A 19,711-nucleotide genomic window follows, 5' to 3' on the forward strand; every position below is an offset into this window, starting at 1 on the left:
GCCCCGGTGCGCTTCCATCGTAGCGGTCCGGCGTGATCGCGGGGTCATCGGCTGATCAGCGGCGATTTTCCGTCCGGCGGTGGCCGGGGTCTTGTGGCTGGGGGGAGAGAACGTTTTAATCCACCATAAACATCGGCGTAACAGACTGTGAGCGCTAACAGTCCATACTTGAAAGGCAGGCTTCATGCCGGATGTCCCGGAAGTCATCGCGTACGGCGGCGACTGGAACCCGGAGCAGTGGCCCGAGGAGACGTGGGAGCAGGACGTCGCGCTGATGCGCGCGGCCGGCGTCAACCGGGTCAGCGTCGGGATCTTCTCCTGGTCGCTGATCGAACCCGCCGAGGGCGTGTTCGACTTCGGCTGGTTCGACCGGGTGATGGACCTGCTGGCCGGGAACGGCATCCGGGCCAACCTGGCGACCCCCACCGCCGCGCCGCCGCCCTGGTTCGCCGACGCCTACCCCGAGGCGCTCCCGGTGGACGCCGACGGCCGCCGGCTGCACCACGGCAGCAGGCAGGGCTTCTGCCCCAGCTCGCCGATCTACCGCGAGAAGGCGCTGCGCATCGCCGAGCAGGTGGCCACGCGCTACCGCGACCATCCGGCGCTGGCGATGTGGCACGTGCACAACGAGTACGGCTGCCACAACGCCCGCTGCTACTGCGACACCTCGGCGGCGGCCTTCCGCGCCTGGCTGCGCGCGCACCATGCCACGCTCGACGCGCTCAACGACGCCTGGGGCACCGCGTTCTGGTCGCAGCGCTACAGCGACTGGGCGCAGATCCTGCCGCCCCGCGCCACCCCCAGCTTCCCCAACCCGGGCCAGCAGCTCGACTTCCGCCGCTTCAGCTCCGACGCCCTCGTCGAGCTGTACGTGGCCGAGCGCGACCTGCTCAGGGAGCTGACCCCCGGCGTGCCCGCGACCACCAACCTGATGGCAGGCGCGCACTGGGACATGGACGCCTGGGCCTTCGCCGCCGAGGTGGACGTGGTCTCGACCGACCACTACCTGCTCGGCGCCCGCCCCGAGCCGCACATCGACCTGGCCTTCGCCGCCGACTACGCTCGCTCGCTCAACGGCGGCCGGCCCTGGCTGCTCATGGAGCACTCCACCAGCGCGGTCAACTGGCAGCCGCGCAACCTCGCCAAGACCCCCGGCGAGCTGCGCCGCAACTCGCTGTCCCACCTGGCCAGGGGCGCGGACGGGATCATGTTCTTCCAGTGGCGGCAGTCGCGGGCGGGCGCCGAGAAGTGGCACTCGGCGATGCTGCCGCACGCGGGCACCGGCACCAAGGTCTGGCGCGAGGTCGTGGCGCTGGGCGCGGAGCTGGCCTCGCTGGCCGAGGTGGCGGGCAGCACGGTCACGGCCGAGGTCGCCCTGCTCGTCGACCACTCCAGCGTGTGGGCGCAGGACCACCCGGCCCAGCCGACCGCCGACCTCGACCCCGTGGAGGAGGCCAAGCGCTGGCACGCCGCGCTCTGGCGGGCCGGCGTCACCTGCGACGTGGCCCACCCCGAAGGGGACCTGTCCGGCTACCGCCTGGTCCTGGTGCCCCAGCTCTACCTGGTGAGCGACGCGGGGGCGGCCAACCTGGAGGAGTTCGCCCGGCGGGGCGGGGTCGTGCTCGTGGGGCCGTACAGCGGGATCGTGGACGAGCACGACCGGGTGCGGCTGGGCGGCTACCCCGGCGCCTGGCGGGACCTGCTCGGCGTCAGCACCGAGGAGTTCCTCCCCCTGGCCGCGCCGATCCGGCTGGCTTCGGGCGCGACCGGGACCGTGTGGAGCGAGGCCGCGCAGGCCACCACCGCGAAGGTGCTCGACACCTACGTCTCCGGCGAGCCGGCCTGGACCCGCAACGACTACGGCGACGGCGCGGCGCACTACCTGACCACGGTGCTCGACGACGCCGCGCTGGCCGAGGTGCTGGCCACGGTCTGCCGCGAGGCGGAGGTGGAGCCGCCCGCCGCGAGCGTGCCCGGCGTCGAGGTCGTACGGCGCTCCCACGCCGACGGGCGCTCGTTCCTGTTCGCGATCAACCACACGGACCGGGACGCCACGGTGACCACGGAGGCGGGCGAGGCGGTCACCGTCCCGGCCGGGGACGCCCTGGTCATCCCCCTGGTCACTCGCGCTCCCTGAGTACGGCGGGAGGTGCATTGACAGCGGGCAGCAGGAATCATAGTTTCCTGCACGAAGGATTAAAACGTTTTGAAGGGATTGTCAGTGCAACGCGTCTGCTTCCTGCTGAAAGTCCGCCCAGAGCGGCTGGCGGAGTACCGCGAACGCCACCGCGACGTCTGGCCGGAGATGCGAGCGGCGCTGTCGCGCACCGGCTGGCACAACTACTCGCTCTTCCTCAGGGACGACGGCCTGCTCGTGGGCTACCTGGAGACCGACGACTTCGAGGCGGCCCAGAAGGCGATGGCCGAGACCGAGGTCAACGCCCGGTGGCAGGCCGAGATGGCGCCGTTCTTCGAGGGCCTCGACGGCCGCCCCGACGAGGGCATGACACCGCTGACCGAAGTGTTCCACCTGGATTGATCGGGGAGCTATGACTGACATCAAGGCCACGCTGCTGGCGCAGCACATCGAGACGCCGTCCTGGGCCTACGGCAACAGCGGCACCCGGTTCAAGGTGTTCGCCCAGAAGGGGGTGCCGCGCGACCCGTACGAGAAGCTGGCCGACGCCGCCCAGGTGCACGCCCACACCGGCATCGCCCCCACGGTCGCCCTGCACATCCCGTGGGACAAGGTCGACGACTACGCCGACCTGGCCCGCCACGCCCGCGAGCTGGGCGTGGGCATCGGCGCGATCAACTCCAACGTCTTCCAGGACGACGACTACATGCTCGGCAGCGTCACCCATCCCGCGAAGCGGGTGCGCCGCAAGGCGACCGACCACCTGCTCGAATGCGTCGACATCATGGACGCCACCGGCTCCGACACCTTGAAGCTGTGGTTCTCCGACGGCATCAACTACCCGGGCCAGGACGACATCAGGGCGCGCCAGGACCGCCTGGCCGAGTCGCTGGCCGAGGTCTACGACCGTCTCGGCGAGGGCCAGCGGTTCCTGCTGGAGTACAAGCTGTTCGAGCCGGCCTTCTACGCCACCGACGTGCCCGACTGGGGCACCGCCTACGCCCACTGCGTCAAGCTGGGCCCGAAGGCGCAGGTCGTGGTCGACACCGGCCACCACGCGCCGGGCACGAACATCGAGTTCATCGTGGCGTTCCTGCTGCGTGAGGGCAAGCTCGGCGGGTTCGACTTCAACTCCCGCTTCTACGCCGACGACGACCTCATGGTGGGCGCGGCCGACCCGTTCCAGCTGTTCCGCATCATGTACGAGGTCGTACGCGGCGGCGGGCTCGACCCCGAGACCGGGGTGGCGTTCATGCTGGACCAGTGCCACAACATCGAGCCCAAGATCCCGGGCCAGATCCGCTCGGTCATGAACGTGCAGGAGGCCACCGCCAAGGCGCTGCTGGTGGACCGGGAGGCGCTGGCCGCCGCCCAGGCGGAGGGCGACGTGCTGGGCGCGAACGCCGTATTCATGGACGCCTACAACACCGACGTGCGGCCGCTGCTCGCCGAGCTGCGCGAGGAGCGGGGCCTCGCGCCCGACCCGATGGCCGCCTACGCCAAGTCCGGATACTTCGAGAAGATCGCCGCCGAGCGCGTCGGCGGCCAGCAGGCCGGCTGGGGGGCCTAGCACCACGATGGACAAGCGAACTTCTGACGACACCGTACGCGAGCTGCTGGAACGCTCTCATCGCCTGGGGGCCGACCCGCGCAACACGAACTTCGCGGGCGGCAACACCTCGGCCAAGGGCGCCGCGCCCGACCCCGTCACCGGCGAGGAGACGGAGCTGCTCTGGGTCAAGGGCTCGGGCGGCGACCTCGGCACCCTGAAGGAGCAGGGCCTGGCCGTGCTCCGCCTCGACCGGCTGCGCGCGCTCAAGGGCGTCTACCCGGGCGTGGAGCGCGAGGACGAGATGGTGGCGGCCTTCGACTACTGCCTGCACGGCAAGGGCGGCGCCGCGCCGTCGATCGACACCGCCATGCATGCCCTGGTCGAGGCCGGCCACGTGGACCACCTGCACCCCGACGCCGGCATCACCATCGCGACCGCCGCCGACGGCGAGGAGCTGACCGGGCGCGTCTTCGGCGACCGGGTCGTGTGGGTGCCGTGGCGCCGGCCGGGCTTCCAGCTCGGCCTGGACATCGCCGCCATCAAGGAGGCGAACCCGCAGGCGATCGGCTGCGTCCTCGGCGGTCACGGCATCACCGCGTGGGGGGCGACCTCGCAGGAGTGCGAGTCGCGCTCGCTGGAGATCATCCGCACGGCGGAGGCGTACCTGGCCGAGCACGGCCGCCCCGACCCCTTCGGCGCGGTCGTCCACGACCCGCTGCCGGAGGCCGAGCGGCACGAGCGGGCTGCCGCGCTGTTCCCGATCGTGCGCGGCCTGGCCTCCACCGACGTGCGCGTGGTCGGCCACTACACCGACTCGGCCGAGGTGCTCGACTTCGTCGCGCGCGCCGAGCACCCGAGGCTGGCGGCGCTGGGCACGTCCTGCCCCGACCACTTCCTGCGCACCAAGGTCGCGCCGATGGTGCTCGACCTGCCGCCGGACGCGCCGCTGGAGCGGGTGGCCGAGCGGCTGCGCGAGCTGCACGCCGCCTACCGCGCGGACTACACGGCCTACTACGAGCGGCACGCAGGGCCGGATTCCCCGCCGATGCGCGGCGCGGACCCGGCGATCGTGCTGGTGCCCGGCGTCGGCATGTTCTCCTTCGGCAAGGACAAGCAGACCGCCCGCGTGGCCGGCGAGTTCTACGTCAACGCGATCAACGTCATGCGCGGCGCCGAGTCCGTCTCCTCCTACGCCCCCATCCCCGAGTCGGAGAAGTTCCGCATCGAGTACTGGGAGCTGGAGGAGGCCAAGCTGCGCCGCATGCCCAGGCCCAAGCCGCTGGCCACCCGGGTGGCGCTGGTGACGGGCGGCGGGTCGGGCATCGGCGCGGCCACCGCCCGCCGGCTGGCCGCCGAGGGCGCGTGCGTGATCGTGGCCGACCGCGACCTGGGCGCGGCGGAGAAGGTGGCCGCCGAGATCGGCGCGTCCGCGTACCGGGCGGCCGACGTGGCCGTGGCGGTCGGCGTGGACGTCACCTCCGAGGAGCAGATCGCCGCGGCGGTGCGCGCGGGCGTGCTCGCCTTCGGCGGCGTCGACCTGGTCGTCAACAACGCCGGCCTGTCGCTGTCGCGGGCGCTGCTGGAGACGACCGCGGCCGACTGGGACCTGCAGCACGACGTCATGGCGCGCGGCTCGTTCCTGGTCTCGCGCGAGACGGCCAGGGTCATGATCGACCAGGCGATGGGCGGCGACATCGTCTACATCTCCTCCAAGAACGCCGTCTTCGCCGGCCCGAACAACGTCGCCTACGGCGCCGCCAAGGCCGACCAGGCCCACCAGGTACGGCTGCTCGCGGCCGAGCTGGGCGCCCACGGCATCAGGGTCAACGGCGTCAACCCCGACGGCGTCGTCCGCGGCTCCGGCATCTTCGCCTCCGGCTGGGGCGCCAACCGGGCCGCCGTGTACGGGGTGGAGGAGGAGAAACTGGGCGAGTTCTACGCGCAGCGGACGCTGCTCAAGCGCGAGGTCCTGCCCGAGCACGTGGCCAACGCCGTCTTCGCCCTCGCCGGCAGCGACCTGACCCACACCACCGGGCTGCACGTCCCGGTCGACGCGGGCGTGGCCGCCGCCTTCCTGCGCTGACTCATCGCTTTCGCCGCGCCACCCCCGGCGGACCGCCCGATTCCGGCCGCCGTGACCCCTTCCGGTCACGGCGGCCTCCGGCGTTCCCGGAATAGGCCGCACGGGACATTGATGTGCCCTGGAGCACTTTCACGTGTAGCGGACGGTGAAATCGGACATGAACCGGGTCATGGCCTCCGACCCCACGGCGTTGCCCTGGAGCTCACCCGCAGGTGACAAGTCTCACGATGCGGGCACCACGCCCCTCCCGGCTTGCATGTTCATTTCCTAGAGTGCATCATCTTCACAAGCAAAGTTATGAGTGATGATGCATAATCATGCAGGAGGGCTTGAATGAGGGCAGCCATCGCGGGAGCCAGCGGCTACGCGGGAGGGGAGCTGCTCCGCCTGCTGCTCACCCACCCCGAGATCGAGATCGGCGCGCTCACCGCCGCCTCCAGCGCGGGCAGCCTCCTGGGGGCATCGCAACCCCACCTGCCGCAGCTGGCCGACCGCGTCCTTGAAGACACCACCGCCGACACGCTCGCCGGGCACGACGTCGTCTTCCTGGCCCTGCCGCACGGCCACTCCGCCGCCGTCGCCGCCCAGCTGGGCGAGGAGACGATCGTGGTCGACTGCGGCGCCGACCACCGGCTCGCCGACCCGGACGCCTGGCAGGAGTTCTACGGCGGCGAGCACGCCGGCACCTGGCCCTACGGCCTGCCCGAGCTGCCCCGCCAGCGCGAGATCCTCAAGGCGGCCAAGCGCATCGCCGTCCCCGGCTGCTACCCGACCTCCGTCCTGCTCGCCCTGACGCCCGCGTTCGCCGCCGGGCTCGCCGGGCCCGACGTCGTCGTGGTGGCCGCCAGCGGCACCAGCGGCGCCGGCCGCGCGCCCAAGCCCAACCTGCTCGGCAGCGAGGTCATGGGCTCGGTCAGCGCCTACTCCGTGGGCGGCGTCCACCGCCACACCCCCGAGATGGAGCAGGGCCTGTCGTCCGTCGCGGGCACGCCCGTCCGGGTGTCGTTCACCCCGACGCTGGCCCCCATGAGCCGGGGCATCCTCGCCACCTGCTCCGCCCCTGCCGCGCCCGGCCTCACCAAGGAGGCGCTGCGCTCGGCGTACGAGGTCGCGCTCAAGGGCGAGCCCTTCGTCCGGCTGCTGCCCGAGGGCACCTGGCCCGCCACCTCCATGACCTACGGCGCCAACACCGCCGCCCTTCAGGTGACGCTCGACGAGCGCGCGGGCCGCGTGGTCGCCGTCATCGCCATCGACAACCTCACCAAGGGCACGGCAGGGGGCGCGATCCAGAGCGTGAACCTCGCCCTCGGCCTGCCGGAAGAGCTCGGCCTCCCCCTGACAGGAGTTGCTCCGTGAGAGAGCGCAGCGAAGGAACCAACGAGCGAGCGTGCCCGACACTTGCGCGGCCGGCGAAGGAGGACGCATGAGTGTCACCGCCCCCTTGGGCTTCAGAGCGGCAGGAGTGGCCGCGGGGATCAAGTCGGGCGACGCCCGTGACCTGGCCCTCGTTGTCAACGACGGCCCCAGCCGCGCCGCCGCGGGCGTCTTCACCGCCAACCGGGTCAAGGCCGCCCCCGTGCTGTGGTCGCAGCAGGTCCTGTCGGGCGGGCGGCTGCGCGCGGTGGTGCTCAACTCGGGCGGCGCCAACGCCTGCACCGGCCCCGAGGGCTTCCAGGACACCCACGCCACCGCCGAGAAGGCCGCCGAGGTGCTGGCGGACTCCGCGGGCGAGATCGCCGTCTGCTCGACCGGTCTCATCGGCGAGCGGCTGCCCATGGACGCGCTGCTGTCCGGCGTCGAGAACGCCGCGGGCCAGCTCTCCCGCGACGGCGGCCTGGCCGCGGCCGACGCGATCCGCACCACCGACACCGTCTCCAAGATCTCGTTCCGGCGCGGCAGCGGCTACATGGTCGGCGGCATGGCCAAGGGCGCGGGCATGCTCGCCCCCGCCCTGGCCACCATGCTCTGCGTGATCACCACCGACGCCGAGCTGACCAGCGAGGAGCTCGACGCCGCCCTGCGCCAGGCCACCTCCCAGACGTTCGACCGGCTCGACACCGACGGGTGCATGTCCACCAACGACACCGTGCTGCTGCTGGCCAGCGGCGCCTCGGGCGTGCGGCCCGATCTGGAGGAGTTCGGGCAGAAGGTGCACGAGGTCTGCGCCGACCTGGCCAGGCAGCTCCTGGTGGACGCCGAGGGCGCCTCCAAGGCCATCGCCATCGAGGTGGTCGGCGCCGCCTCCGAGCACGACGCGGTCAAGGTCGGCCGCTCGGTCGCCCGTTCCAACCTGCTCAAGTGCGCCATCCACGGCGAGGACCCCAACTGGGGCCGCGTCCTGGCCGCCGTCGGCACCACCGACGCCGAGTTCGAGCCCGACCGGCTCAACGTCGCCATCAACGGCATCTGGATCTGCCGGGGCGGCGCCGTCGGCGACGACCGTTCCAAGGTGGACATGCGCCCGCGCGACGTGACGATCACCATCGACCTGTCGGCCGGCACGCACACCGCGACCGTGCACACCACCGACCTGACGGCCGACTACGTCCACGAGAACTCGGCGTACTCCTCATGAGACTCACCACCGCGCAGGCCAAGGCCGAGTCGCTGATCGAGGCGCTGCCCTGGCTCACCCGCTTCCACGGCGCCACCGTCGTGATCAAGTACGGCGGCAACGCCATGACGGAGGAGTCGCTCAAGGAGGGCTTCGCCGAGGACGTCGTCTTCCTGCACCACGCCGGCCTGCGCCCGGTCGTGGTGCACGGCGGCGGCCCCCAGATCAGCACCGCGCTCGACCAGCTCGGCATCGAGTCCACGTTCACCGCCGGGCTGCGCGTCACCACGCCCGAGGCCATGCAGGTCGTCCGCATGGTCCTCACCGGCCAGGTCAACCGCGACATCGTCGGCCTGGTCAACCGGCACGGCCCGTTCGCCATCGGCATGTCGGGGGAGGACGCCCACCTGTTCACCGCCGTGCGCAAGCACGCGCTCGTGGACGGCGAGCCGGTCGACATCGGCCAGGTCGGCGAGATCATCAAGGTCGAGCCGGGCGCGGTCGAAGCCCTGCTCGACAACGGCCGCATCCCGGTCATCTCCAGCGTGGCCAGGGGCGACGACGGAGAGATCTACAACGTCAACGCCGACACCGCCGCCGCCGCGCTGGCCGTGGCGCTCAAGGCGCACAAACTGATCGTGCTGACCGACGTCGAGGGCCTGTACGCCAACTGGCCCGACGACACCGACGTCATCGACCTGCTCACCGCCGACGAACTCGCGGCGCTGATGCCCAAGCTGTCCAGCGGCATGGTGCCCAAGATGGAGGCCTGCCTGACGGCCGTGCAGGGCGGGGTTCCCCAGGCCCACGTGCTCGACGGGCGGGTGTCCCACTCGCTGCTGCTGGAGATCTTCACCAACGAAGGAATCGGAACGATGGTGGTGCCCTCATGAACCTGTTCACGAGGTTCGAAAACGCGTTCATGCCCAATTACGGCGTCCCCCCGATAGCGCTGGCGCGCGGAGAGGGCACCCGCGTCTGGGACGCCGAAGGCAGGCAGTACCTCGACTTCATCGCCGGCATCGCGACCAGCTCGCTCGGCCACGCCCACCCGGCCCTCGTCGAGGCCGTCTCCGCGCAGGTCGCCACGATCGCGCACACGAGCAACCTGTTTCTGCACGAACCCGAGGTGCGGCTCGCCGAACGCCTCCTCGACCTGCTGAACGCCCCCGCCCGCGTGTTCTTCGCCAACTCCGGCACCGAGGCCAACGAGGCCGCGTACAAGCTCGCGCTCAAGTACGGCCGGCGCGAGGGCCGCTCCTACTTCGTCGCCGCCGAGAACGGCTTCCACGGCCGCACGATCGGCGCCCTGTCCCTGACCGGCAAGCGGGCCATCCGCGACCAGTTCGGCCCGTTCCCGGTCGAGGTCCGCTTCGTCCCTTACGGCGACGCCGACGCGCTCAAGGAGGCCGTCACCGGCGACTGCATCGCGGTCTTCCTGGAGCCCACCCAGGGCGAGGCCGGCGTCGTCCCGCCGCCCGAGGGCTACTTCGAGGCCGCCCGCGAGATCTGCGACTCCACCGGCGCCCTGCTGGTCGCCGACGAGATCCAGTCGGCCATCGGCCGTACCGGACACTGGTTCGCCCACCAGGCCGACGGCGTCACCCCCGACATCCTCACCCTGGCCAAGGGCCTCGGTGGCGGGCTGCCCATCGGCGCGTGCGTCGGCTTCGGCGACGCCGGCCGGCTGTTCGAGAAGGGCGACCACGGCTCCACCTTCGGCGGCAACCCCGTCTCGTGCGCCGCCGCGCTCGCCGTGCTCGACACCGTCGACCTCGACCACGTGAAGTCGGTCGCCGCGCGGCTGCGCACCGGCCTGGAGTCCGTCCGCCACCCGCTGCTCAAGGGCGTGCGCGGCCGGGGCCTGTGGCTGGCCGCCGTGCTGACCGACGACCGCTCGGCCCAGGTCCAGCAGGCCGCCGCCCACGCCGGCTTCCTGGTCAACGCGCTGCAACCCGACGCCGTGCGCATCGCCCCGCCGCTGATCGTGACCGCTGAAGAAGTCGACGCACTGGTGGCGGCGCTGCCCGCCATCCTGACGGAGGCGGCCGGATGAGCCCCAGGCACTTCCTGCGCGACGACGACCTCGCCCCCGCCGAGCAGGCGGAGGTCCTCGACCTGGCCGCCGCCATGAAGAAGGACCGCTTCGGCTACCGCCCCTTCGAGGGGCCGCAGACCGTCGCCGTCCTGTTCGACAAGCCGTCGGCCAGGACCCGCGTCTCCTTCCACACCGGCATCGGCGAGCTGGGCGGCCTGCCGCTGGTCGTCGACAACGTCTCGGTGCTCATGGGCCGCGGCGAACCGGCCTCCGACCTGGCCAGGGTGCTCGACCGGCAGGTCGCCGCCATCGTCTGGCGCACCACCGGCCAGGCGCTGATCGAGGAGATGGCCGCCCACTCCAAGGTGCCGGTCGTCAACGCGCTCACCGACGACTTCCACCCCTGCCAGATCCTCGCCGACCTGCAGACCGTCCGCGAACGGCTGGGCCGCACCGCCGGCGTCACGCTCACCTACGTGGGCGACGGCGCCAACAACATGGCTCACTCCTACCTGCTCGGCGGCGCCACCGCCGGGATGCACGTACGCATCGCCGCCCCGGCCGGCTACCAGCCGGACGCCGTCCTGCTCGACCGGGCCGCGGCCATCGCCGCCGCGACCGGCGGCTCGGTGCTCGCGCTGTCCGACCCGGTGGCCGCCGTCCAGGGCGCCCACGTGATCGCCACCGACACGTGGGTTTCGATGGGCCAGGACGGCAAGGAGGATCGGGTGAACGCCCTCATGCCGTACCAGGTGAACAACGAGCTGATCGAGCACGCCGCACCCGACGCGATCGTGCTGCACTGCCTGCCCGCCTACCGCGGCTACGAGATCACCGACGAGGTGCTCGAAGGCCCGCGCAGCGTCGTGTGGGACCAGGCGGAAAACCGCCTGCACGCCCAGAAGGCGCTGCTCCACTGGCTGGTGTCGCACCGATGACCATCCCGATGACCAAGGCCGCCCGGCAGGCGAAGATCACCGACCTGCTGGAGCGCAAGGCCGTGCGCTCCCAGCCCGAGCTGGCCAAACTCCTCGCCGAGAGCGGCGTCGAGGTCACCCAGGCCACGCTCTCGCGCGACCTCGACGAACTCGGCGCGCTCAAGCTGCGCGCCGACGACGGCTCCCTCGTCTACGCCCTGCCAGGTGAGGGCGGCGGCAGGATCCCGCTGGCCCGCCTCGGCAGCGGCGAGAGCCCCGACGCCCGCCTCCACCGCATCGCGGAAGAGCTGCTCGTCGGAGCCGAGGCGTCGGCGAACCTGGTCATGGTGCGCACCCCGCCGGGCGCGGCCCAGTTCCTCGCCTCCGCCATCGACCACGCCGACTGGGAGTCCATCCTCGGCACGGTGGCCGGCGACGACACGATCCTCGTCATCAGCCGCGACCCGGCGGGCGGGCAGGCCGTCGCGGAGGCACTGCTGAGGGTCGCCGACCGGCGCACCTGACTGCTGAAGGTCGCCGCCCGGCGCACCCGACAGACTTCCAGGGAGACTGACATGCCCGACAGAGTGGTGCTCGCCTATTCCGGCGGGCTCGACACCTCGGTCGCCATCCCGTACCTCGCCGAGAAGATGAACGCCGAGGTCATCGCCGTCGCCGTGGACCTCGGCCAGGGCGGCGAGGACATGGAGACCATCAGGAAGCGGGCCATCGACTGCGGCGCCGCAGAATCGGTCGTCGTGGACGCCAAGGAGGAGTTCGCCGCCGAATTCTGCGTGCCGGCCCTCCAGGCCAACGCCCTCTACATGGACCGCTACCCGCTGGTCTCCTCCCTCTCGCGCCCGCTCATCGTCAAGCACCTGGTGACGGCGGCCAGGCGGTTCGGCGGCACCGTCGTCTCCCACGGCTGCACCGGCAAGGGCAACGACCAGGTCCGCTTCGAGGCCGGCCTGGCCGCGCTCGCCCCCGACCTTGAGGTCATCGCCCCCGCCAGGGACTTCGCCTGGACGCGCGACAAGGCCATCGAATACGCCGAGTCCAAGGGCCTGCCCATCGAGACGTCGAAGAAGAACCCGTTCTCCATCGACCAGAACCTCTGGGGCCGCGCCGTCGAGACCGGCTTCCTCGAAGACATCTGGAACGGCCCCACCGAGGAGGTCTACTCCTACACCTCCGACCCGGCCCGGCCCCGCGACCCCGACGAGGTCGTGATCACCTTCGCCCGCGGCGTCCCCGTCGCCCTCGACGGCCGGCCGATGACCCCGTACGCGGTCGTCGACGAGCTCAACCGCCGCGCCGGCGCCCACGGCGTCGGCCGGATCGACATGGTCGAGGACCGCCTGGTCGGCATCAAGTCACGCGAGGTCTACGAGGCGCCGGGCGCCATCGCGCTCATCACCGCGCACCTGGAGCTGGAGAGCGTCACCGTCGAGCGCGACCTGGCCCGCTTCAAACGCGGCGTCGACCAGCGCTGGAGCGAACTCGTCTACGACGGCCTGTGGTTCTCGCCGCTCAAGGACGCGCTCGACGCCCTCATCGCCGAGGCCCAGAAGCACGTCAACGGCGAGATCAGGATGGTCCTGCACGGCGGGCGGGCCACCGTGACGGGCCGGCGCTCCGACGACTCCCTGTACGACTTCTCACTAGCCACGTACGACACCGGCGACGCCTTCGACCAGTCCCTGGCCAAAGGCTTCGTCCAGCTGTTCTCCCTCCCCGCTAAGATCGCGGCGGCCCGGGACACGAGAAAGGACTGACTTGCACTATGGTCGCGGGGGAAACGGAGGAGATGACGGTGAGTGATGGCAAGCCGATGCGGCTGTGGGGCGGACGCTTCGAGAGCGGCCCGTCCGACGCGCTGGCCCGGCTGTCGGTGAGCGTGCACTTCGACTGGCGGCTGGTGCCGTACGACCTGGCGGCGTCCAGGGCGCACGCCCGCGTGCTGCACAGGGCGGGGCTGCTGAGCGACGAGGAGCTCGACCGCATGATCGGCGCGCTCGACGACCTGGAGCGCGCGTGCAAGGCGGGGGAGTTCCGCCCGACGGTCGCCGACGAGGACGTGCACACCGCGCTGGAACGCGGCCTGCTGGAGCGGCTCGGCTCGCTCGGCGGCAAGCTGCGCGCGGGCCGCTCGCGCAACGACCAGATCGCCACCGATCTGCGGCTCTACCTGCGCGACCACGCCAGATCGGTGGTCTCGCGCCTGGTCGAGCTGGAGACGGCGCTGATGGCCCAGGCCGAGCAGCACGCCGACACGGCCGCGCCCGGCATGACCCACCTGCAGCACGCCCAGCCGGTCTCGTTCGGCCACCAGTTGCTGGCCCACGTGCACGCCTTCGCCCGTGACGTCGACCGGCTCACCGACTGGGACAAGCGCGCCGCGATCTCCCCGCTGGGCTCAGGCGCTCTCGCGGGCTCCTCGCTGCCGCTCGACCCGCAGGCCGTGGCCGAGGAGCTGGGCTTCTCCGCCGCCGCGCCCAACTCGATGGACGCCGTCTCCGACCGCGACTTCGCCGCCGAGTTCCTGTTCGACGCGGCCATGATCGGTGTGCACCTGTCGCGGCTGGGCGAGGAGATCGTCCTGTGGGCCTCGCAGGAGTTCCGCTGGATCGAGATGGACGACGCCTACTCCACCGGCTCGTCGATCATGCCGCAGAAGAAGAACCCCGACGTCGCCGAGCTGGCCCGCGGCAAGTCCGGGCGGCTCATCGGCAACCTCATGTCCCTGCTCACCACGCTCAAGGGCCTGCCGCTCACCTACAACAGGGACCTCCAGGAGGACAAGGAGCCGGTGTTCGACGCGGTCGACACCCTCCTGCTCGTCCTGCCCGCGATGGCCGGCCTGGTCGCCACCATGCGGATCAACACCGCCCGCATGGAGGCCTCGGCCCCCGACGGGTTCGCCCTGGCCACCGACCTGGCCGAGCTGCTCGTCCGCCGCGGCGTGCCGTTCCGCGAGGCGCACGAGGCCGTCGGCCATCTCGTCGTGTGGTGCCAGGTCAACGACAAGGACCTCGGGGAGCTGAGCGACGACGAGCTGGTCAAGGTCTCGCCGCACCTGACCCCCGACGTCCGCGACGTGCTCAGCGTGCCCGGCGCCCTGGCCGCGCGCAAGGCCTACGGCGGCACCGCGCCCGACCGCGTCCGCGACCAGCTCGTCGCGCTGCGGGAGTCCGTCGACGCGCAGGCGGCATGGGCCGCGGGGAGCTGAGCTCCGCCGCGCTGCCGCGGAGTTTCTTCGACCGGCCGTCATGGGAGGTGGCGCCCGACCTGCTCGGGCGCGTGCTCGTGCACGGCAGCGGGGAGAGCGCCGTCGCCGTACGCCTGAGCGAGGTCGAGGCGTACGGCGGCCCCGGCGAGGACCCGGCCGCCCACACCTACCGGGGCAGGACGCCGCGCAACGCCGTCATGTTCGGCCCGCCGGGCCACATCTACGTCTACTTCACCTACGGCATGCACTTCTGCGCGAACCTCGTCTGCCTGCCGGAGGGGTTCGGCTCGGCCGTGCTGCTGCGGGCCGGGGAAGTGGTCGCGGGCGCCGCCGAGGCCCGCGCCCGCCGATCGTCCGGCAAGCCCGTCGCCGATCGCGACCTGGCCCGCGGCCCCGCCCGGCTGGCCGTCGCCCTGGGCCTGCTGCGCGAGCACAACGGCCTCGACGCCGTCCTCGAAGGCTCGCCGTCCGGCCGGCCGCACCAGTCGGCCACCGTGCTGCACGGCCGGCCCGCCGACCCTTTGGCGATCAGGTCAGGGCCGCGCACCGGCGTCTCGACGGCCAAGGACACCCCGTGGCGGTTCTGGATCGACGGCGACCCGACCGTGTCGCCGTACCGCGCTCACGTGCCGCGCCGGCGCAGCGCCGCGGCCACCTCCGTGGGGGAGGTGCCCAGCTCGTGAGGGCTGAAGATGTGCAGATAGTCGCCGGTGTCGATCTCCAGCATCTCGCTGCGCAGCCCCCACCGCCTGCGCACGTCCACCTTGACGTCCCAGATCGACTCCCACGGCACGTGCCGCCGCCCCGCGAACCCGTGCACCACCGTGATGCCGCTCTCGTCGGCCGCCAGCCGTACCGGGACGAGCAGGTCGCGCAACCCCATCCCGCCCACCAGGACGGCCGCGGGCACCGCCAGGATCACCCCGCGCAAATCGCCGTCCCACCACCAGTAAACGCCGAGCCCGCCACACACCAGAGCCCCTAAGATCTTGAAAACGGCCAGCTCGCGACGGACCCTCCACATGGGTACACAGCGTATCCAAGTAGCGCCCACGCGCACCGATCGGGCAGGCTAAAGGCACCGACAACGACCCAGGGAAGCCAGATCACCGTGACCGACATCCTTGACGACCTCGCGTGGCGAGGCCTGATCGCCCAGTCCACCGACCTCGACGCGCTGCGCGCGTCCATGGCCGAGGCACCGATCACGGTCTATTCCGGTTTCGACCCCACCGCGCCGTCCCTGCACATCGGCCACTTCGTGCCGCTGCTCACGCTGCGCCGCTTCCAGCTGGCAGGGCACAACCCGATCGGCCTGGTCGGCGGCGCCACCGGCCTCATCGGCGACCCGAGCGGCCGCAACACCGAGCGCTCGCTCAACTCCGGCGAGATCGTCGCCGAGTGGGTGGAACGCCTGCGCGGACAGGTCAGCAAATTTCTGGACTTCGACGCCCAGCCCAACCCGGCCCGCCTCGTCAGCAACCTCGACTGGACCGGCGAGCTGAGCGCCATCGACTTCCTGCGCGACATCGGCAAGCACTTCCCGGTCAACCGCATGCTCGCCAGGGAGTCGGTCTCCGCGCGGCTGCAGGGCGAAGGGCTCAGCTACACCGAGTTCAGCTACCAGATCCTGCAGTCCAACGACTACCTGGAGCTCTACCGCCGCTACAACTGCACCCTGCAGATCGGCGGCAGCGACCAGTGGGGCAACATCACCGCGGGCGCCGACCTCATCCGCCGCGTCGAGGGCGGCCACGTCCACGTGCTGACCCAGCCGCTCATCACCAAGGCCGACGGCACCAAGTTCGGCAAGACGGCCGGGGGCGCCCTCTGGCTCGACCCCGAGATGACCTCCCCGTACGCCTTCTACCAGTACTTCCTCAACACCGACGACCGCGACGTGATCCACTACCTCAAGGTGTTCACGTTCCGCAGCCGCGAGGAGATCGAGGCGCTGGAGAAGGCCGTCGCCGAACGTCCCTTCGCCCGCGAGGCCCAGCGCACGCTGGCCGAGGACCTCACCGAGCTGCTGCACGGCCGGGCGGAGCTGGACGCGGTCGTCGCCGCCTCCAAGGCCCTGTTCGGCCAGGGCTCACTGGAGGACCTGCCGGCCGCCACCCTCGGGGCCGCGCTGGCCGAGGTGCCCAGGGCCGCCATCCCCGAGCTCGGCACCGCCTTTGTGGACCTGCTGGCCGACAGCGGCCTGGTGGAGTCCAAGTCGGCGGCCCGGCGGGCGGTGAAGGAGGGCGGGGCGTACCTCAACAACCGCAAGATCACCGACGAGGCGTACGTGCCTGGGGCGGATGATCTGCTCGGTGGGCGGTACATGGTGCTGCGGCGCGGCAAGAAGTCGATCGGCGGCGTCGAGGTCGGCTGATCGTTGCTATACGGGCCCTCCGGCTGCGCTGCGCTGGGGGCCCGTTCTCGTGCTCGCCATCACTCCCTTGGCCGCTACCGGCCATCTCCTTGACCCCGTTCGAACAACGCCACCGTCAGGCCGGGTAGATCCCCCGAATGCTTGGCCAGGGTCACCTCGAACCCGGCTTGCTCAACCTCCTCGACCCGGGGCACGGCATCCCCCTCAAGCCCCGACTGCTTCGTCCCCCGCCATACGATCCAGACCCGCTCCCGCTCCTTCAGCACGGCCGAGACATCCGACCGCTCCGGATAGCCGAACCCGTCCGGCTCCGGTTCGTCGCCCGCCCGCAGCACGTCCACGGGCATGAGGGAGTCGGCGTAGTAGTCGAATCCGATCCGCAGCTGGCTCTGCCCGTAGACGATGGCGTCATCGGGCTCGGCCTTGATCACCCGCAGGGCCCACGGGATGTTCTCGAACCGGCCGTTCTCCTCCCGTACGTCGACATGGTCGGGGAATGCCAGCGCGCACCCCAGCGCCACGACCACCACCCCCGCCACCACGTGGAACCGGGGGAGACCCGCCACGGCCAGCCCCGCCAGCAGCGCCAGCGCGGGAGCCGTCACGAACAGATAGCGATCCACGTACACCGGCGTCACCGCCCACGAGACCACCAGCAGCAGCACCGGCGGCAGCACGAGCCACCCCACCAGCACGAACGCCCAGACCCCACCGCTCCGCTCCTCCCCAGCGGATGGGGGGACGGCTGCCCCGTCCGGCCCCGCCCCGGCCCGCAGCGACTTCCCGCCCTGCACCGTCCCCGCCCGTGGCATCCTCCAGGACAGCACCGCCGCCCCCACCAGCGCCATCACGAACAACACCACTCCGAGCGTGCCCGCCCCCGCCGCCATCTTGGGAAACTTCAACCACACCTCGGGCCCGCGCTCAGGGATCCAGCTGATGGCATGCCGCTCCCCGTACCCGATCAGCCCGAGAACGGCGGCCGGTACACACCCCACAGCCATCGCCACCACCATCCGCACGGCCACGGCCCGTCGCATCAGCAGCACCTGGGCCGGCAGCACGAGCACCGCGAAGAGATGCGTGGAGCACACCAGCGCCACCGCCACCCCGTACACCACCCAGCGCCGCACCCCCGGCCGCCCGCCGCTCTCCAAGGCCCGGTGCAACGCCCAGAACGAGAACACGACCGCGGCCGCCGCAAACGCGTACGACCTGGCAAAAGCCCCGTAGTAGGACACCGACGGCAGGATCGCGAACACGCCGGCCGCGATCACCCCCGCCCGCGTGCTGTGCAGCCGACGCCCCAGCTCGACCAGGAACCACGCCGCCACCCCGATCGCCACCGCCGACGGCAGCCGCAACCACAACTCCGCCGTCCCCGCCTTCGCCCAGAAGTGCATGAACAGGTAGTAGGGGAGGAAGTGCCCATCGATGTGGCGCGCCAGCTCGAACATCCCCGCCAGCGAACGGCCGGCGGCGCTGATGGTGGCCAACTCGTCCCCGTTCAGAGTCGAGGAGCCGTTACCCGAGAACGCGGCCAGCCCGGCGACCAGCCCCATCCACCAAGGGGTTGACGTGCGGGGACGGGCGGTGGGGCGGACTGGGGGAGCTAGTGTGGCGGCAGTGGTCACCGGGGCAGGATACGCGGCAGTGGTCCCGGTATATGGCGAAAGTGATCGTCTCCGCCCCTATGACCCGACCACCTCAGGCGGCACTGAGCAACAACTCTCCGAAGCCATCCGGCCAAAGACCTCCGACCTCCAGCCCGCTTTCCACCGAGCCACCTGCGAGCGCAGGGATGCTACGAACGCAGCACCCTGCGCCAAAGGCACTCCGCGCAGGCAGCCTTACTGCCTCATTGCGCTTGCCGCTTTTGCTCCCGCTCCTGCTGCCAACCCTCGACACCGCTGCCAGACCCGACCGCCGGATGGCGCCGCGCCCAGCCGACGGCCACCCGGAAACCGACGGCCACCACCCGGCAACACTCGCACCGGGCAACGCTCCCACCAGACGGTTCCCCCCGACTGTGCTCCCACCCGGCACCTGTCACCACCAGTTGCCGGCCTTGCCAGTGGGCGCGGGGCAGGCGGCCTCGGCATCAGTAGCACCCACGATCGCGCCGACTCGCGTTGCACCATCATCCGCGAGAACCACATCGACCCTGAGCACGTCGCACTCGATGCCGCATGCGACGACAACGACACCCGGACACCCGGGCATCCGGACAGAAGGGAAGGGCAACCACGACGCCACCGCCTGTACCGACACGGGGCGCAAAACCGCATCCCAGCGCGCTGACCAGTCAGAACTCTCACGCGGCGGAGACAAGCCCCCATCCCCCGGGCGAGTCGATTTGACGCGCCGTGGATCGCGACCTAATGTTTCACCTCGCCCCGGGAGTGAGCCGGACGCCGGTCAGGCGGACGGGCCCCAGGGCAAGCCCCTTGATACAACGAACCACCCGGCAGAGCCGCTTAGGCGTGCTTCAGCATGGGCCGTTGTCCGGGCGTGCCGACACTACCGAAAATTCGGTTGATTCGACATGCTCCGGGTGACACGGTAAGTTACGAGGGTTGCCCCGGAGACGGGGTGCACAATCTTGGAAGGTCATCCGGCCTCAGATCAAATCGCAAGATTTGACTCGATGCTAGCCGATCTGCTACGATTGCGGAAGACGAGATAGTGCCTTCGAGGCTAGGATCACTGAATACAGATCCAGACCGAGTTGTACGCGTCCGTTTCTTGAGAACTCAACAGTGTGTTAAAAGCCAGTGCATGAAACACATGCATAACCCCGTCAGGTCTTCGGACCAAGACGGAT

Annotated in this window: 16 protein-coding genes; 14 read left to right on the top strand and 2 right to left on the bottom strand. The window is 71.0% G+C overall.

The window, feature by feature from the left end; all coding sequences use genetic code 11:
* Positions 1 to 184 precede the first annotated feature (184 nt).
* The 13 genes from AB0C28_RS52010 (at position 185) to AB0C28_RS52070 (ending at position 15,193) form a co-directional block, all read left to right on the top strand.
* Positions 185 to 2,137, top strand: a complete 1,953-nt coding sequence (locus tag AB0C28_RS52010) for a beta-galactosidase (protein ID WP_357851346.1) — start codon at positions 185 to 187, stop codon at positions 2,135 to 2,137.
* A gap of 84 nt (positions 2,138 to 2,221) precedes the next feature.
* A complete protein-coding gene (locus tag AB0C28_RS52015) occupies positions 2,222 to 2,539 on the top strand; it encodes an L-rhamnose mutarotase (protein WP_346114371.1) in 318 nt (105 codons plus the stop codon).
* 10 nt (positions 2,540 to 2,549) lie between these two features.
* Entirely contained in the window at positions 2,550 to 3,707 is a 1,158-nt protein-coding gene (gene rhaI / locus AB0C28_RS52020) for an L-rhamnose isomerase (RefSeq protein ID WP_358084360.1), read from the top strand.
* Positions 3,708 to 3,714: 7 nt separating this feature from the next.
* Positions 3,715 to 5,772: a bifunctional aldolase/short-chain dehydrogenase gene (locus AB0C28_RS52025; RefSeq protein ID WP_358084363.1), complete on the top strand. Its 2,058-nt coding sequence runs from the start codon at positions 3,715 to 3,717 to the stop codon at positions 5,770 to 5,772.
* Between the two features lie 333 nt (positions 5,773 to 6,105).
* Complete coding sequence (argC, locus tag AB0C28_RS52030; RefSeq protein ID WP_357851355.1) at positions 6,106 to 7,128, top strand: N-acetyl-gamma-glutamyl-phosphate reductase; 1,023 nt, start codon at positions 6,106 to 6,108, stop codon at positions 7,126 to 7,128.
* A gap of 67 nt (positions 7,129 to 7,195) precedes the next feature.
* Positions 7,196 to 8,347: a bifunctional glutamate N-acetyltransferase/amino-acid acetyltransferase ArgJ gene (argJ, locus tag AB0C28_RS52035; protein WP_357851358.1), complete on the top strand. Its 1,152-nt coding sequence runs from the start codon at positions 7,196 to 7,198 to the stop codon at positions 8,345 to 8,347.
* Entirely contained in the window at positions 8,344 to 9,219 is an 876-nt protein-coding gene (gene argB / locus AB0C28_RS52040; RefSeq protein WP_357851361.1) for an acetylglutamate kinase, read from the top strand. Before argJ ends, argB begins: the two co-directional genes overlap by 4 nt.
* The gene (locus tag AB0C28_RS52045) at positions 9,216 to 10,382 is read left to right on the top strand and encodes an acetylornithine transaminase (protein WP_357851364.1); all 1,167 of its coding nucleotides are present in this window, start codon (positions 9,216 to 9,218) and stop codon (positions 10,380 to 10,382) included. The genes argB and AB0C28_RS52045 overlap by 4 nt, the downstream gene beginning before the upstream one ends.
* Positions 10,379 to 11,302 (top strand): ornithine carbamoyltransferase, encoded by a 924-nt coding sequence (gene argF, locus AB0C28_RS52050; protein ID WP_358084366.1) that lies wholly within the window; start codon positions 10,379 to 10,381, stop codon positions 11,300 to 11,302. The genes AB0C28_RS52045 and argF overlap by 4 nt, the downstream gene beginning before the upstream one ends.
* Positions 11,299 to 11,805 carry an arginine repressor gene (locus AB0C28_RS52055; protein WP_346114359.1) on the top strand — a complete coding sequence of 169 codons (507 nt, stop codon included), beginning with the start codon at positions 11,299 to 11,301 and terminating at the stop codon, positions 11,803 to 11,805. The genes argF and AB0C28_RS52055 overlap by 4 nt, the downstream gene beginning before the upstream one ends.
* A 51-nt stretch (positions 11,806 to 11,856) precedes the next feature.
* Entirely contained in the window at positions 11,857 to 13,056 is a 1,200-nt protein-coding gene (locus AB0C28_RS52060) for an argininosuccinate synthase (protein ID WP_357851368.1), read from the top strand.
* Between the two features lie 32 nt (positions 13,057 to 13,088).
* Positions 13,089 to 14,510, top strand: coding sequence for an argininosuccinate lyase (gene argH, locus AB0C28_RS52065; protein WP_357851371.1), 1,422 nt, complete (start codon positions 13,089 to 13,091; stop codon positions 14,508 to 14,510).
* Positions 14,492 to 15,193 (top strand): DNA-3-methyladenine glycosylase, encoded by a 702-nt coding sequence (locus AB0C28_RS52070; protein ID WP_358084369.1) that lies wholly within the window; start codon positions 14,492 to 14,494, stop codon positions 15,191 to 15,193. The genes argH and AB0C28_RS52070 overlap by 19 nt, the downstream gene beginning before the upstream one ends.
* On the opposite strand, the gene AB0C28_RS52075 is transcribed toward AB0C28_RS52070, so the two are convergent.
* The gene (locus tag AB0C28_RS52075) at positions 15,133 to 15,534 is read right to left on the bottom strand and encodes a PH domain-containing protein (RefSeq protein WP_358084372.1); all 402 of its coding nucleotides are present in this window, start codon (positions 15,532 to 15,534) and stop codon (positions 15,133 to 15,135) included. The genes AB0C28_RS52070 and AB0C28_RS52075 overlap by 61 nt on opposite strands.
* 87 nt (positions 15,535 to 15,621) lie before the next feature.
* Between AB0C28_RS52075 and tyrS the strand changes: the two genes are divergently transcribed.
* On the top strand, positions 15,622 to 16,887 hold the full coding sequence (gene tyrS / locus AB0C28_RS52080) for a tyrosine--tRNA ligase (protein WP_358084375.1): 1,266 nt from the start codon (positions 15,622 to 15,624) through the stop codon (positions 16,885 to 16,887).
* 74 nt (positions 16,888 to 16,961) lie between these two features.
* On the opposite strand, the gene AB0C28_RS52085 is transcribed toward tyrS, so the two are convergent.
* Complete coding sequence (locus AB0C28_RS52085) at positions 16,962 to 18,449, bottom strand: glycosyltransferase family 39 protein (protein ID WP_358084378.1); 1,488 nt, start codon at positions 18,447 to 18,449, stop codon at positions 16,962 to 16,964.
* Positions 18,450 to 19,711: the final 1,262 nt, after the last annotated feature.

This window comes from Nonomuraea sp. NPDC048892, assembly GCF_040649735.1.
GTDB classification, from domain to species: Bacteria; Actinomycetota; Actinomycetes; order Streptosporangiales; family Streptosporangiaceae; genus Nonomuraea; species Nonomuraea maheshkhaliensis.